Raw genomic sequence first — 13,909 nt, 5'->3', positions numbered from 1 at the left:
AAAAGGCGCCCGGACAGGGCGCCCAACTGTCTCTTCCGGGCCAGAGCGGAGCCACGGAAGGTGCATCGGTTGCTCGATAAACTCAGTTGCGATAAGACTCGGTCACTTGCGCCGTCTGGTCGGCGGGTACGCGGATTTCCTTCGCCTGAGCGTCACTCGTTTGCTCGCTCTGCGCGTGGTGAACCGGGAAGTTGTCGTAGTAATAACGCATGCGTTCGGCGCCGCCTTCAGCGAAAGCGCTGGCGGAGCCGAGGGCAAGTAGTGCGGTAAGGATTGCGGTAGTGATTTTCATGGTGCCTCCTACTGAACAAGTCGGAGCCGTTCGTCCATGAAGCAGATCTCGGGGGAGATTTTCTCCTCGCGTAATTAACTCGGGGTTAAGTGCACCTTGTGGTGAGGGGGTTTGCCCCTCTCCACAGGGTTAGCGGTGTGTTGAAGGGATCAGAGCTTCCAGTCCAGGCTCAATGTCACCGTGCGTGGATCGCCCCAGTACACGCCGTTGTAGAAGCCGACGTTGTCGTAATATTTCTTGTCGAACAGGTTGTCGACGTTCAGCGACGCCGACAGGTGCTTGTCGAATTCATAGCGCGACATCAGGTTGACCACGGTGTAGGCGTCCTGATTGATTCGCGTACGTTCGGTGAGGATCCGGCCATTGGCGCCGCGCCCGACCGGACGGTTGGCGGTGCCGTAGACATCGCTTTGCCAATTCACCGCACCGCCCACGGTCAGGGCGTTCCAGTGGCCCGGCAAGCGATAGGCGGTGGACAACCGCAACATGTTCAGTGGCTGGTTGGTGTTGCTGCGTTGCTTTTCGCCATCGGCCGAGTGGGTGTAGGTGTAACCGGCGGTCATGTTCCAGCCATTGAGGATCTCGCCCGAGACCTCGGCTTCGAAGCCGTTGACCTTGTTGCCCTTGCCGCCGCTCTTGTAGAACTCCTCGCCGGTAACCGGATCCGGGGCGACCGAATCGTCGACTTCGGCGACGTTGTCCTGTTTGCTCCAGAACAATGCTGTCGACAGATTCAGACGCTCCTCGAGCAAGCTGCCCTTGAGACCCAACTCGTAATTGCTGCCCACGACCGGATCGAGGTAGTTGCGACTGCTGTCGCGATTGCTCTGCGGTTTGAAGATATCGGTGTAGCTGACGTACGCGGTGTATTCCGGTGTCAGGTCGTAGAGCAGGCCGGCGTAAGGTGTCCATACGTCATTCTGGCTCTGGCTGGTGGCATCAACCTTGGTCAACTGCAGCTGACTGTCGTAGTAGCTGTCGCGGCTGGATTCTTCCCAACTGCCGTAGCGGCTGCCGATCACGGCATGTAGTTGCTCGGTGAAATTCAGGCGTGTTGCCAGGTAACCAGCCTTTTGCCGGGTCTTGCCCTTGGAGCCGCTCAGGCCAGTGACGGTGTCAGGGAATTTGCCGATGTCGCCCATGTACTTCCAGTCACGGATGTTTTCGTAATCCGCTGCGCGCGGGCCGTCGTAGGCGTAGGGCGAATCGGCGCGGCGTTCGGCCTCGCCGTAGCCAAACATCAGTTCGTGTTCGCGACCGAGCAGCGAGTAGGGGCCGGAGATGTTGAAGTCATAGGCCTTCATGCTCTGTTCGCCGATCATGTGGCCCATGTAGGCGCTCATGCCGCTACGATCAGCTTCGGGGAAGCCGCCACCGCCGTAGTAAGTCTTGCCGTCGCTGTCACTGTTGCGATGGGTATACGCGGCTTTCAAGTGCCAGCCCGCCGCCAATTGCTGGTCGAGCGTGGCGAAAGCGGTCTTGTCGCGCAGCGGCCAGGAACTCCATGAGGTCGCCATGTTGGTCGAGCGACCGAGTCCGGCCTTGCTGCCATCGGCATTCCAGTACGGCACGGTGCCCCAGGAACTGCCTTGCACGTGTTTGTCCTGATAGTCGTAACCGACGGCCAGCACGGTGGATTCGGTCAGGTCGGCTTCGAGAATGCCGTAGCCGACTTCGCGTTGCAGTGCGTACTTGTCGCGGATCGACTGGCTGTCGCGGTAAGCCAGCACCGTGCGCCCGCGCAAGCGGCCGTCGAAGGCCAGCGGGCCACCGACGTCGACGTAGCTGTAGTAATCGTCGTAGCTGCCGCCGCTGACCCCGGCCAGCGCCTGTAACTGGGCGGTTGGTCGTTTGCGCACCATGTTGATGGTCGCCGAGGGGTCACCTGCACCGGTGGTCAATCCCGTCGCGCCGCGGACCACTTCGATGCGGTCGTAGATGATGGTGTCGGAATCGGACTTCATCCGATCGAAGGTGTTGAGCATCCCGTCAATCTGGAAATTGTTGATCGAATAGCCGCGCGAGGAATAGTCGACCCGATCGGAATCGAGATGTTGCACGACAATGCCGGTGGTCTGGCGCATGGCTTCGGACAATGTACCGAGTTTGAAATCATCCATCTGCTGGCGGGTGACCACCGACACCGATTGCGGGGTTTCCTTGATCGACAGGTTCATCCGTGTCGCGGTGCTCATCGCGCCGGTGGTGTAGGCCTCGGTGTTTTCAGTGGTGTTGCCCAGGCCTTGCGCGGTGACGCTGGTCGAAGCCAGTTCCAGCGCGGAGCTGGCGGGTTCGGGCGGTTGTTCAGCGGTGTTTTCAGCCAGCAGTTCGGCGCTGAAAGCAGCGCTGCACAGGCCAAGCGTGAGGGTCATGGAACGGGTGATGGGCGCGAACATCGCAGCCGACTCCTTGTCTTCGAGGGAAAAAATCCGTTTGTTCAAAGACGAAGCGAGAATCTGCGATTTAGTATCAAACGAGAAATATTATTATTTGAAGGTGTGTCCGAACCGGTAGGAGCTGCCGCAGGCTGCGATCTTTTGATCCTGTTTTTTCAGGGGCAAGATCAAAGGATCGCAGCCTGCGGCAGCTCCTACCGGTCGGCGGTGTGCAATAAAAAGGGGCCAGTGACTGGCCCCTTGGTTTTACTGCTCGGCGGTGGCTGCGACCGCCGGATCAGGTTTTTTCGGCTTCATCAGGCTGAAGTCGATCAATGCCCTTTGCTCACGCTCGTAAGGGTTGCCGATCATCAATGGACGCGGCTTGAAGCTGTCGCTGACCAGGCTCTTGCTGCGATCGAGTTCATCGAAGCTGAGGCCGGCCATGTCGGCCCAGGTGTGGATCAGGTGCGAGCTGCTGTAAGGCCGCCCCAGATCACCGGCGAAGTTCCAATTGTGGTTTTCCTTCCACTTCGGCGATGCCCAGGCCATGAACGGGATGGTGTACATCGGCGCGGTCGGTTTGTTTTCGTTGCGCCCCAGGGTTTTGTGGCCAACCGAATCGAAGACGTCTTCGCCGTGATCCGAGAGGTACAGCAGGAAGCCGTTCGGATCAGACTTGGCGTAATCCTTGATCAGGCTCGACACCACGAAGTCGTTGTACAGCACGGCGTTGTCGTAGCTGTTGTAGGTTGGCACCTGATCATCGCGCAGGGCAGGCGGTACGCCTTCGCGGTCCTGGAACTTGTCGAAGCTCGGCGGATAACGGTACTGATAGCTCATGTGCGTGCCGAGCAGATGCACGACGATCAACTTGCGTGGCGCGGCATCGGCCAGGGCTTTGCTGAACGGCTCGATCACGTCGCCGTCGTACTGCGCGGCGTTCTGGTTGCGGTTGTTGTTCAGGTAGACCTGCTCGTCAGCCTGCTCGGAGAACGTCGTGAGCATGGTGTTGCGCTTGGTCATGGTCTGCTGGTTGGTGATCCAGAAGGTCTTGTAACCCGCCTGTTTCATCATGCTGACCAGCGACGGCGTCGACAGGTACAGATCCGGACTTTCTTCATCGGCAAAGGTCAGCACTTGCTGCAACGCTTCGATCGTATACGGGCGCGGGGTGATGACGTTGTCGAACACCGCCAGTTGATCCTTGAGCTTGTCGAGTTCCGGCGTGGTCTTGCGCGGATAACCGTAAAGGCTCATGCGTTGGCGGTTGGTCGATTCACCGATCACCAGCACCAAAGTCGCAGGCTGATTGGCGCCGGCATCCTTGAGATTGTGCAGCGGCGGGATCTTGCTCGCGCTGTGCAGCATGCCCTGCATTTCGGCGAGGGTGTCGAGGTAACGGTGATAGGCCACGGCCATCTGCCACGGCACGGCCGGTTCGATACGGGTTTCGAACTTCTCGAAACCGCCGGCGAAACTGCCGGTGCGCATCGTTTGCTTGACCAGCGGATAACCGACCACCGCGATAACGATGGCCAGCGCTGCCACGAACGCGCGGCCACGGGGCATGTACACCGGACGCAGGCGAGTCCACAGGAAATACGAGAACAGCGTGTGTGCGAGGAACGCCGGCACCATCCACCAGGCAAAGTACTGGGTCATGTACTCGCCGGCTTCAGAGATGTTCGACTCGAACATGATGAAGATCACGCTCTGAGAGAATTCCTGCTGATAGATGAAGAAATAACCCAGGCTGGCCATGGAACAGGCCCACAACACCACGCCGATGATCGCCGCGAGCAGTTTGGTGCGCTTGGGAAACAGCAGCATCGGTGCCAGCCAGATCGCGCTCATCACGAACGCCTGGCGGAACCCGGTGAAACCGGAGGTCCCGGTCAGCTGGATCAGCAGTTGGGTAATACCCGAGAAGTACCAGAAAAAAGCGAACAGCCAGAGAACACCGGCCCAGTCGAAACCTGTCGCAGTCGTTTTGCTGCGTTTGAACAATGCCATTCAGCACTCCAGCTCGATCGTCACAACCACCGCCGGAACGCTTCCATGAAACCGACGAACGGAGGCCGAACGCGTACGCCCGGCCAGAATGCGCCGGAGTATCGCCAAGCGAATGTGAAAACTTTGTTAGTTGCGGGTTACCGAAAGGGCAGGATCATGTCGGGAACGACACAGGTCGCCCCCGAAACAGGCGGGGAAATCAGGCGTGCGGGTGGCGCTGGACAACCGGCAGAGGCTTGGGCTGAACGCCCTGAGTCAACGCGCGCAATTGCGCCAGCTCCTGCTTGAGTTGGTCGCGCTCGTCTTTCAACTGGCGCAATTCATCGCGACGGATTGTCACGTACAGGGTTTGTGGCGGCATTGCTGTGTGTACTGTGCCCATTGCTCACCTCGCAAATGGCGTGCATCAACTGTAAATAGCCCGCGCTTTTGCGGTGCTGACTTACTATCGGCGCCAATTTTGATTTCTTTTGCCTGTGATTGGAACTTTTTTATTTTTCATGGTCGGTGTGTCTTCGGCAGGATTCGGGGCGTTATCAGTCTGGATCGGGCACAATGCCCGGAAACTTCATCGCAACGCTCTGGACTAACCTCCATCAGCAGCGTTGGGCTATAACCAATGACACACATTTATTTGTAGTAAGGAGCATCAGCACATGCAACTCGGGATTATTGGACTGGGCCGCATGGGCGGCAATATTGCGCGGCGTCTGATGCTCAACGGTCACACCACCGTTGTTTACGACCGCAATACCGCTTTCATCGACACCCTGGTCGCCGAGGGCTCCACTGGCGTCGCCGACTTGCCGGCACTGGTTGCCGGTCTGGCCAAACCGCGTGCGGTCTGGGTCATGCTGCCGGCCGGCGCGCCGACTGAAGACACCATCGCCACTTTGAGCAATCTGCTGGAGGCCGGCGATACCATCATCGACGGCGGCAACACCAACTATAAGGATGATATCCGTCGGGCCAAGAGCCTGGCCGAGAAAGGCCTGCACTACATCGACGTCGGCACCTCCGGCGGCGTCTGGGGCCTGGAGCGCGGCTATTGCATGATGATCGGTGGCGACGCCGAAACCGTGCAGCGCCTCGACCCGCTGTTCGCCGCACTGGCACCGGGCATGGGTGACATCCCGCGCACCAAGGATCGCAAGTCCGACGACCATCGCGCCGAGCACGGCTACATCCACGCCGGTCCTGCCGGTGCCGGTCACTTTGTGAAAATGATTCACAACGGTATCGAATACGGCATGATGGCCGCGTTCGCTGAGGGCTTCGACATCCTCAAGACCAAATCCAGCGAGCGTCTGCCGGAAGATCAGCGTTTTGATCTCAACGTGGCTGACATCGCCGAAGTCTGGCGTCGTGGCAGCGTGGTGTCGTCGTGGTTGCTCGACTTGACCGCCGATGCACTGGCCAGCGATCCGAAGCTCGACGGCTTCTCCGGCTCTGTTGCGGACAGCGGCGAAGGTCAATGGACCATCGAAGCGGCCATGGAACAAGCGGTGCCGGTTCCGGTGCTGTCGAACTCGCTATTCTCGCGCTATCGCTCGCGCGGCCAGGGCACCTTTGGCGACAAGATTCTTTCGGCCCAGCGCTTCGGCTTCGGCGGCCACGTGGAGACACCGAAGAAATGACCCATACGATCCGCAGGAAATCCAAGGCAGAACCCGCACCACCGACCACGCTGTTTCTGTTCGGTGCCCACGGCGACCTGGTCAAGCGCTTGCTGATGCCGGCGCTGTACAACCTCAGTCGCGACGGCTTGCTTGACGAAAACCTGCGGATCGTTGGCGTTGACCACAACGCCATTACCGATGAGGCCTTCGCGCAGAAGCTCGAAGACTTCATCCGTACCGAAGTCGCGGCGAAAGTCGGCAAGGGCGATCAGATGCTTGATCCGGCCTTGTGGGCCAAGCTCGCCAAAGGTATCAGCTACGTCCAGGGCGACTTTCTGGACGACAGCACCTATTCCGCGCTGGCGGCGAAAATCGCCGCCAGCGGCACCGGCAATGCGGTGTTCTACCTGGCCACCGCGCCGCGTTTCTTCAGTGAAGTGGTGCGCCGTCTCGGCAGCGCCGGTTTGCTCGAAGAAACCCCCGAAGCCTTCAGAAGGGTGGTGATCGAGAAGCCGTTCGGCTCCGATCTGCACACCGCCGAAGCGTTGAACGCCTGCCTGCTCAAGGTGATGTCCGAGAAGCAGATCTATCGGATCGACCATTACCTGGGCAAGGAAACCGTGCAGAACATTCTGGTCAGCCGGTTCTCCAACAGCCTGTTCGAAGCCTTCTGGAACAACCATTACATCGACCACGTGCAGATCACGGCGGCGGAAACCGTCGGCGTCGAAACCCGTGGCAGTTTTTACGAACACACCGGTGCGCTGCGTGACATGGTGCCCAATCACCTGTTCCAGTTGCTGGCCATGGTTGCCATGGAACCGCCGGCGGCATTTGGCGCTGACGCGGTGCGCGGCGAGAAGGCCAAGGTGGTCGGCGCGATCCGGCCGTGGACTATCGAAGAGGCGCGGGCCAATTCGGTTCGCGGCCAGTACAGCGCTGGCGAGGTCGACGGCAAAGCGCTGAACGGTTATCGCCAGGAAGCCAACGTTGCCCCCGACAGCAGCACGGAAACCTACGTCGCGCTGAAAGTGATGATCGACAACTGGCGCTGGGTCGGCGTGCCGTTCTACCTGCGCACCGGCAAACGCATGAGCGTGCGCGACACCGAGATCGTCATCTGCTTCAAACCGGCGCCCTATGCGCAGTTCCGTGACACCGAAGTGGACGAATTGCAGCCGACTTATCTGCGCATCCAGATCCAGCCGAACGAAGGCATGTGGTTCGACCTGCTGGCCAAGCGGCCGGGGCCGGCGCTGAACATGGCCAACATCGAGCTGGGCTTTGCCTACAAGGATTTCTTCGAGATGCAACCGTCGACGGGGTACGAAACCCTGATCTACGACTGCCTGACCGGCGATCAGACGCTGTTCCAGCGCGCTGACAACATCGAGAATGGCTGGCGCGCCGTGCAGCCATTCCTCGACGCCTGGCAGCAGGACGCGAGCGTGCAGACTTATGCCGCCGGCGACGACGGCCCGCAAGCCGCCGAAGATTTGCTGACTCGCGATGGTCGCGTCTGGCATGGCCTCGGATGAGTGAGCTGACGAAACAACCCATCCGTTTTCTGCTCAGCGACATGGACGGCACGCTGTTGCTGCCCGATCACTCGCTGAGCCAGCGCACCATTGATGCGGTTCGCGCCTTGCGTGAGGCGGGCGTGCTGTTCAGTCTCGCCACCGGGCGACCGCCGAAAGCCATGTTGCAGCAGATCGAAGCCTTGGGCGTCGACTTGCCGACTGCGGCGTTCAACGGCGGCACGATCGTCAATCCGGACGGCAGTCTGCTGGTGGCGCATTACCTGCCGGCCACCACCGCGCTGATTACGCTGGCCACCTTTGCCGATCAGCCGGATGTCGAAATCTGGGTGTTCAGCGGCGGCGACTGGTTGCTCAAGGATCCGCACGGGCCAATGGTGCCACGCGAACAGCATGGCCTCGGCTATCCGCCGGTGGTGGTCGAGAGTTTCGAGCCGTATCTGGAGCGCATCGACAAGATTGTCGCGACCAGCAACAACACTGAGCTGCTGATCGAACTGGAGGCGCGCCTGATTCCGAAGGTCAACGGTATGGCGCAAGTCTCCCGCTCGCAACCGGTGTACCTCGACGTGACCGCGCTGGAAGCCAACAAAGGCACCGCACTGACGACGATTGCCGAACATCTGGGCATAGCGCTGGAACAGACCGCTGCGATTGGTGACGGCGGCAACGACCCGGCAATGTTCCACTGTGCGGGATTATCGATTGCCATGGGCCAGGCGGAAGACGCCGTAAAACGCCAAGCCGACGTGGTCACCGCCCCCAACACCGAAGACGGCGTCGCCGAGGCTATCGAAAAATACATCCTCCCGTAACACCTGTAGGAGCTGCCGAAGGCTGCGATCTTTTGATCTCGTTTTTATAAAGCAAGATCAAAAGATCGCAGCCTCGTTTCACTCGACAGCTCCTACAAAGTTTTGTGGGGTTAGAGCCAGTAGCTCACGGCGTACCAGCCGAGCAGGCCCATCACCACGGTATAGGGCAATGCCATCCACACCATCCGCCCGTACGACAATCGCACCAGCGGTGCAATCGCCGAGGTCAGCAGGAACAGAAACGCCGCCTGACCATTCGGTGTCGCCACGCTCGGCAGGTTGGTGCCGGTGTTGATCGCAATCGCCAGTGTTTCGAAATGCTCGCGGCTCATGTGCCCGGAGAGGAATGCCTGCTTCACCTCGGTGATGTAGATCGTCGCGACAAACACGTTGTCACTGATCGCCGAGAGCAAGCCGTTGGCAATGAACAACATGCCCGGTTGCTGATCCGTCGGCAATGTCAGCACCCATTGGATCAGCGGGGCGAACAGTTGCTGATCGTGAATCACCGCGACCACCGCAAAAAACACCACCAACAGCGCAGTGAACGGCATGGCGTCCTTGAATGCGCTGCCCAGACGATGCTCATCGGTGATGCCGGTAAACGCGGTGATCAACACAATCACCATCAGACCAATCAGGCCGACTTCCGCCACATGAAAGGCCAGGCAGCCAATCAGGATCAATGCGGCAGCGCCCTGCACCAGCAGCGCAGCGCGTTGGCGCGGCGTGCGTTCGGCGTCGTCTTCAGCGGCGTAGTTGGCCAGTACGGCGCGCACGTTGTCCGGTAACAGCGTGCCGTAACCGAACCAGCGCAGTTTCTCCAGCAGTACGCAGGTCACCAGACCCGCTGCCAGCACCGGCATCGACACCGGTGCGACTTTCTGGAAGAACTCGCCGAAGTGCCAGCCCATTTCATGGCCGATCAGCAGGTTCTGTGGCTCGCCGACCAGCGTGCAGACACCGCCCAGCGCCGTGCCGACCGCACCGTGCATCAGCAGGCTGCGCAGGAACGCGCGGAATTGTTCGAGATCATCGTGATGCAGTCTGGGCAGGTTCTGATCGTCGCCAAACTCACTGTCCTGGCGCGGATCATTGCCCGAGGCCACCCGGTGGTAGACCGAGTAGAAGCCGACAGCGGCGCTGATAATCACCGCCGTCACTGTCAGTGCATCGAGAAACGCCGAGAGGAATGCCGAGAGAAAACAGAACAGCAGCGCCAGGATCGCTTTCGAGCGCACGCCCAACAACAGGCGCGAGAACAGGTACAGCAGCAGATCCTTCATGAAGTAGATGCCGGCCACCATGAACATCAGCAGCAGGATCACCGGAAAGTTGTGCACCAGCTCGTCATAAAGCGCCTGCGGCGTGGTCATCTTCAGCAGCAGCGCTTCGACCAGCAACAGACCGCCGGGCATCAGCGGATAGCATTTGAGCGCCATGGCCAGGGTAAAGATGAATTCGATGACCAGCAGCCAGCCTGCGGCTACTGGGCCGACGGTCCATAACACCAATGCATTGAGGATCAGGAAGCCGACGATGGTCGCCTTGTACCAGCGTGGCGAGTGCCCGAGAAAATTTTGCGCGAACGCCTGAGCCATTGAACCGGACATCGGTTGCTCCTTGTCTTAAGAAGCGCGCAAGTTGCCGGATGTGTCGCGCAAGTTCAAGTTGTTAATGGGTATTTGTCAGTCATTGAGATACCGCGCGACCATCGCCCGATAATTGCCATCCAGCGAAAACCCGCCAACCAGAATTCCACCGTCCGCTTGCAGGGCCAGTGAATTGGCCGTGTCCAGGCTTCGGCCCAAACGCGTCCGCAGCCAGCCGTGGCCATCACCGAACGTGTGATCGAGGTAGCCGTCAGGCAAATAGCGTGCGACGACGAAGTCCGCCTCGAAGCCGCCAATCGTCGCGCCGACAGCAATAATCCGCCCGTCTTGCAGGCGCTGGGCGGCGTTCCACTGGCAACCACTGGGGCCGATGTCCAGCAGTTGCGGCAGACCCGAGTTACAACGCAGATCTGCACGGCCATTGTGATGCAGGTTGAGGGTCATGCAGCGTAGCGGATCACGGCTGCTGCCGAAGCAGTGCAAATGCTCCGCCGACTCGATCACCTGATTGACCAGCGCGCCGTGCCCGAGGGCGGTGAAGGCCATGAAGCCATCGATGGCGAAGGTTTCGTCGAGCCGGCCATCCGCCAGGTAGCGCGCAAGCAGACCTTCCTGAGGGAAGCTCATTGAGCCGCCGACCACAATCCGCCCGTCCTCTTGCAACGACAGACTGCTCAGCCAAGTGTTGAGCAATAGATGGCGAACCATGACAAAACCACGGCCATTGAAGGTCTTGTCGAGCTGGCCATTGGCGGTCAGGCGAATCAGCATGCCCGCGTGGTCGGCGCATTCGAAGTGGTGATTGGCGAGCAACAGGATATGGCCGTCGTCCTGTACCGCGATGTCGCAGGCTTCGGCGCCCGGAATGCCCGGTGGCAGCCAATCGTCGAGCGTGCCCATCGACAGGTCGCCGGGCAGGCGCACCACGAGGTGACCGTTGTCGCCGAACTCCGGGGCCGGGCGACCCTGCTCATCGAAGAGGGCGAGGCCGGGCAGGGTGCAGTGATCGGTTTCGTAGTGCAGGCCGGCGAGCAGGATTCTTCCGTCGGGCAGCACGCGAACGTTGCCGGCCATGCTGCCGAACCCGGACGAGAACTTACCGATGACGCTCCCCATATGACCGAAACTCAGATCGGCCGAACCGTCCGCCAGCAAACGCGCCAGGCCAAAACAACTGCCGTTGGGCATTTTGACTTTCGCTGCGACCAGCACGCGACCCTGTCGGTCAACCGCGACACCCTGGGTCATGCTGGAAAGACTGTCGGCAAAATACACTTGGGCGATGCCGTTACCGGCAAAAGCAGGATCCAGTTGGCCGGCCTGGTTGATTCGCTCCAATCGGGCGCAAGAGCTCTGGGTAGACATGCACGCGTCTCCTTGCGAGTAGACCAATACCCTAAATTGGGCGGTTTACTGCATGAGCCGAACATTCAATCCCTGAACCGGGAGAAGTACAACTGTAAGAACTAACAGGCGGAGGGTCAGACTGTGCCAGAACAGTGTCTTTTTGAACCAATAGCAAGTGAGCCAAGCAGTTACGCCAAAAAGCGCACGCTGAAAGTTGTACAAAAGTACTGAAGGGTAAATAGATATGGCAACTAACAAGAAGCGGGCGGATGACACGAAGTCATCCGCATTGTCCCGCTATTAGTGCGGCATCGACCAGGATTGCAACAGGTGGCCTTCGTTGCTCAGCTCGGCGCGAGCCTGCTGCAGCAGTTGTTCCAGCTGTGCCGGATCGGAATAGGTACTGCTTGGAATCTGTTTGCGACCAATGTGCGAGTTGGTGCGGTCGATGACGGTCAGGCTCAGTTCACCATTGCCGTCTTGTGGCGCCCAGGCCACGCATTGAAAAGGTTTGAAGGCGTGGTTGGCAATCAAAAGAGCTTCGTTGATACGGAGCGGGGCGGTCATGGGGTCTTCTCTCTATAGTGCCCAATCAAGTGATCTGCCGTCGGTTGGGCTTACCGTTCGGCTGGTTACTTGTACTGATGCACGCAACCCCGGGGCGGGTCACACTCGCAACAAAGAAATTTCAACTTTCTTTCATTGGCTCAGTGTTTCGACAGTTTCTGAAAGGTTATTGAAAGAAAGCCACTCGATAGCTAACTAACAAAGCCCACTCTTATAACTACTTAGCTTGTACACCTATAAGCAATCGATACAAGCTGCCGTCAAATTCTTGCTAATGTTACAGCCAGGTCTGCCAAATGACTGTTTTTACAACCTTTTCCTAAAATTTGGCGCCAAGGAACAGTCATGAGCGAAGCGCCTGCGTTGAGACGTTTATTGGTGGTCGATCCGTGTGACGACTGCCATCGCCTATTACCCGGATTACGTGCGGTAGGTTGGGATGTCGACAGTTGCACCCTGGAAAATGCCGCCGACCGCAGTTGTGATGTCGGCCTGCTGCGCCTGCAACCTTTTCATCTGGAACGTCCCGAGGCCGTCAAGGAACTGATCAGCCGCAGCGGCACCGAATGGATTGCGGTACTCAATCAGGAAGTCCTGCGCTTGCAGAACGTCGGAGACTTTGTCTGCGAGTGGTTTTTTGATTTCCATACCTTGCCGTTCGATGTGTCGCGCGTGCAGGTCACGCTCGGCCGCGCATTCGGCATGGCGCGTCTGCGCGGGCAGGGCACGATCCATGTGGATCAGCCTGAACACGAATTGCTCGGTGACAGCAAACCGATCCGCGAGCTGCGCAAATTGCTCAGCAAGCTGGCGCCTACCGAGTCGCCGGTACTGATTCGTGGTGAAAGCGGCACCGGTAAAGAGCTGGTCGCGCGCACGCTGCATCGGCAGTCGCAGCGTCACAGCAAGCCTTTCGTGGCGATCAACTGCGGGGCGATCCCCGAACACCTGATCCAGTCCGAGTTATTCGGTCACGAGAAAGGCGCCTTCACCGGCGCTCATCAACGCAAGGTCGGGCGTATTGAAGCGGCCAACGGTGGCACGTTGTTTCTCGATGAAATCGGCGATCTGCCGCTGGAACTGCAAGCCAATCTGCTGCGCTTTCTCCAGGAAAAGCACATTGAACGGGTCGGCGGCAGTCAGCCGATTCCCGTCGATGTGCGGGTATTGGCGGCGACTCACGTTGATCTTGAAGCCGCCATCGAGAAAAAGCGTTTTCGCGAAGACTTGTACTATCGGCTCAACGTTTTGCAGGTGGTGACGGCACCGTTGCGTGAACGCCATGGCGATCTGTCGATGCTCGCCAACCATTTTTCGCACTTTTACAGCCATGAAACCGGCCGCCGCCCGCGCAGCTTCAGTGAAGATGCGCTGATAGCCATGGGCAAGCATGACTGGCCCGGCAATGTGCGCGAACTCGCCAACCGCGTGCGTCGCGGTCTGGTTCTGGCGGAAGGCCGGCAGATCGAGGCGCGTGATCTCGGGCTGATCAGCCAACACTCGATCGCCACGCCGATGGGCACGCTGGAAGATTACAAAACCCGCGCCGAGCGTCAGGCGTTGTGTGATGTGCTGAATCGGCACAGTGACAATCTGAGTGTTGCGGCCAAAGTCCTTGGGGTTTCACGGCCGACGTTTTACCGTTTGCTGCACAAGCATCAGATTCGCTAGAAGGTCAAAAGATCGCAGCCTGCGCCAGTTCCTACAGGATTACCCATGTAGGAGCT

11 protein-coding genes are annotated in these 13,909 nt (G+C 59.2%); 4 read left to right on the top strand and 7 right to left on the bottom strand.

Annotation, left to right across the window (positions count from 1 at the left end):
• Positions 1-82 precede the first annotated feature (82 nt).
• The 4 genes from QOL84_RS06145 to QOL84_RS06130 form a co-directional block, all read right to left on the bottom strand.
• On the bottom strand, positions 83-292 hold the full coding sequence (locus QOL84_RS06145) for a hypothetical protein (protein ID WP_129393582.1): 210 nt from the start codon (positions 290-292) through the stop codon (positions 83-85).
• Positions 293-441: 149 nt separating this feature from the next.
• Complete coding sequence (locus QOL84_RS06140; RefSeq protein WP_129393584.1) at positions 442-2,688, bottom strand: TonB-dependent siderophore receptor; 2,247 nt, start codon at positions 2,686-2,688, stop codon at positions 442-444.
• Between the two features lie 246 nt (positions 2,689-2,934).
• Entirely contained in the window at positions 2,935-4,683 is a 1,749-nt protein-coding gene (locus QOL84_RS06135; protein ID WP_129393586.1) for a phosphoethanolamine transferase CptA, read from the bottom strand.
• A gap of 199 nt (positions 4,684-4,882) precedes the next feature.
• The gene (locus QOL84_RS06130) at positions 4,883-5,065 is read right to left on the bottom strand and encodes a DUF6026 family protein (RefSeq protein WP_283436578.1); all 183 of its coding nucleotides are present in this window, start codon (positions 5,063-5,065) and stop codon (positions 4,883-4,885) included.
• A 274-nt stretch (positions 5,066-5,339) separates the two neighbouring features.
• Here QOL84_RS06130 and gnd point away from each other — a divergent pair, with 274 nt between their 5' ends.
• The 3 genes from gnd to QOL84_RS06115 are packed head-to-tail and all read left to right on the top strand — an operon-like array spanning position 5,340 to position 8,655.
• Complete coding sequence (gene gnd, locus QOL84_RS06125) at positions 5,340-6,320, top strand: phosphogluconate dehydrogenase (NAD(+)-dependent, decarboxylating) (RefSeq protein ID WP_129393590.1); 981 nt, start codon at positions 5,340-5,342, stop codon at positions 6,318-6,320.
• Positions 6,317-7,840, top strand: coding sequence for a glucose-6-phosphate dehydrogenase (zwf, locus tag QOL84_RS06120; protein WP_129393592.1), 1,524 nt, complete (start codon positions 6,317-6,319; stop codon positions 7,838-7,840). Before gnd ends, zwf begins: the two co-directional genes overlap by 4 nt.
• Positions 7,837-8,655 carry an HAD family hydrolase gene (locus QOL84_RS06115; protein WP_283436577.1) on the top strand — a complete coding sequence of 273 codons (819 nt, stop codon included), beginning with the start codon at positions 7,837-7,839 and terminating at the stop codon, positions 8,653-8,655. The genes zwf and QOL84_RS06115 overlap by 4 nt, the downstream gene beginning before the upstream one ends.
• A 110-nt stretch (positions 8,656-8,765) precedes the next feature.
• Here the strand turns inward: QOL84_RS06115 and nhaB are convergent, their stop codons facing one another.
• The 3 genes from nhaB to QOL84_RS06100 all read right to left on the bottom strand — a co-directional run bounded on the left by nhaB (position 8,766) and on the right by QOL84_RS06100 (position 12,182).
• The gene (gene nhaB / locus QOL84_RS06110; RefSeq protein ID WP_283436576.1) at positions 8,766-10,268 is read right to left on the bottom strand and encodes a sodium/proton antiporter NhaB; all 1,503 of its coding nucleotides are present in this window, start codon (positions 10,266-10,268) and stop codon (positions 8,766-8,768) included.
• A gap of 75 nt (positions 10,269-10,343) precedes the next feature.
• Positions 10,344-11,633 carry a hypothetical protein gene (locus tag QOL84_RS06105; protein WP_283436575.1) on the bottom strand — a complete coding sequence of 430 codons (1,290 nt, stop codon included), beginning with the start codon at positions 11,631-11,633 and terminating at the stop codon, positions 10,344-10,346.
• Between the two features lie 282 nt (positions 11,634-11,915).
• Positions 11,916-12,182: a hypothetical protein gene (locus tag QOL84_RS06100; RefSeq protein WP_283436574.1), complete on the bottom strand. Its 267-nt coding sequence runs from the start codon at positions 12,180-12,182 to the stop codon at positions 11,916-11,918.
• A gap of 345 nt (positions 12,183-12,527) precedes the next feature.
• Between QOL84_RS06100 and QOL84_RS06095 the strand changes: the two genes are divergently transcribed.
• Entirely contained in the window at positions 12,528-13,853 is a 1,326-nt protein-coding gene (locus QOL84_RS06095) for a sigma-54 dependent transcriptional regulator (RefSeq protein WP_016983762.1), read from the top strand.
• Positions 13,854-13,909 lie beyond the last annotated feature (56 nt).

Origin of the sequence: Pseudomonas helmanticensis (genome assembly GCF_900182985.1) — a bacterium.
In the GTDB taxonomy this organism is placed as follows: domain Bacteria; phylum Pseudomonadota; class Gammaproteobacteria; order Pseudomonadales; family Pseudomonadaceae; genus Aquipseudomonas; species Aquipseudomonas helmanticensis.
Note: the sequence above shows the minus strand (reverse complement) of the source record. Positions and strands in the feature narration are given on the sequence as shown.

What these genes read in the sequence shown, in the direction of transcription:
- QOL84_RS06145 (WP_129393582.1), bottom strand. Translation starts at nt 292, where the DNA reads ATGAAAATCACTACCGCAATCCTTACCGCACTACTTGCCCTCGGCTCC.
- QOL84_RS06140 (WP_129393584.1), bottom strand. Translation starts at nt 2,688, where the DNA reads ATGTTCGCGCCCATCACCCGTTCCATGACCCTCACGCTTGGCCTGTGC.
- QOL84_RS06135 (WP_129393586.1), bottom strand. Translation starts at nt 4,683, where the DNA reads ATGGCATTGTTCAAACGCAGCAAAACGACTGCGACAGGTTTCGACTGG.
- QOL84_RS06130 (WP_283436578.1), bottom strand. Translation starts at nt 5,065, where the DNA reads ATGGGCACAGTACACACAGCAATGCCGCCACAAACCCTGTACGTGACA.
- gnd (WP_129393590.1), top strand. Translation starts at nt 5,340, where the DNA reads ATGCAACTCGGGATTATTGGACTGGGCCGCATGGGCGGCAATATTGCG.
- zwf (WP_129393592.1), top strand. Translation starts at nt 6,317, where the DNA reads ATGACCCATACGATCCGCAGGAAATCCAAGGCAGAACCCGCACCACCG.
- QOL84_RS06115 (WP_283436577.1), top strand. Translation starts at nt 7,837, where the DNA reads ATGAGTGAGCTGACGAAACAACCCATCCGTTTTCTGCTCAGCGACATG.
- nhaB (WP_283436576.1), bottom strand. Translation starts at nt 10,268, where the DNA reads ATGTCCGGTTCAATGGCTCAGGCGTTCGCGCAAAATTTTCTCGGGCAC.
- QOL84_RS06105 (WP_283436575.1), bottom strand. Translation starts at nt 11,633, where the DNA reads ATGTCTACCCAGAGCTCTTGCGCCCGATTGGAGCGAATCAACCAGGCC.
- QOL84_RS06100 (WP_283436574.1), bottom strand. Translation starts at nt 12,182, where the DNA reads ATGACCGCCCCGCTCCGTATCAACGAAGCTCTTTTGATTGCCAACCAC.
- QOL84_RS06095 (WP_016983762.1), top strand. Translation starts at nt 12,528, where the DNA reads ATGAGCGAAGCGCCTGCGTTGAGACGTTTATTGGTGGTCGATCCGTGT.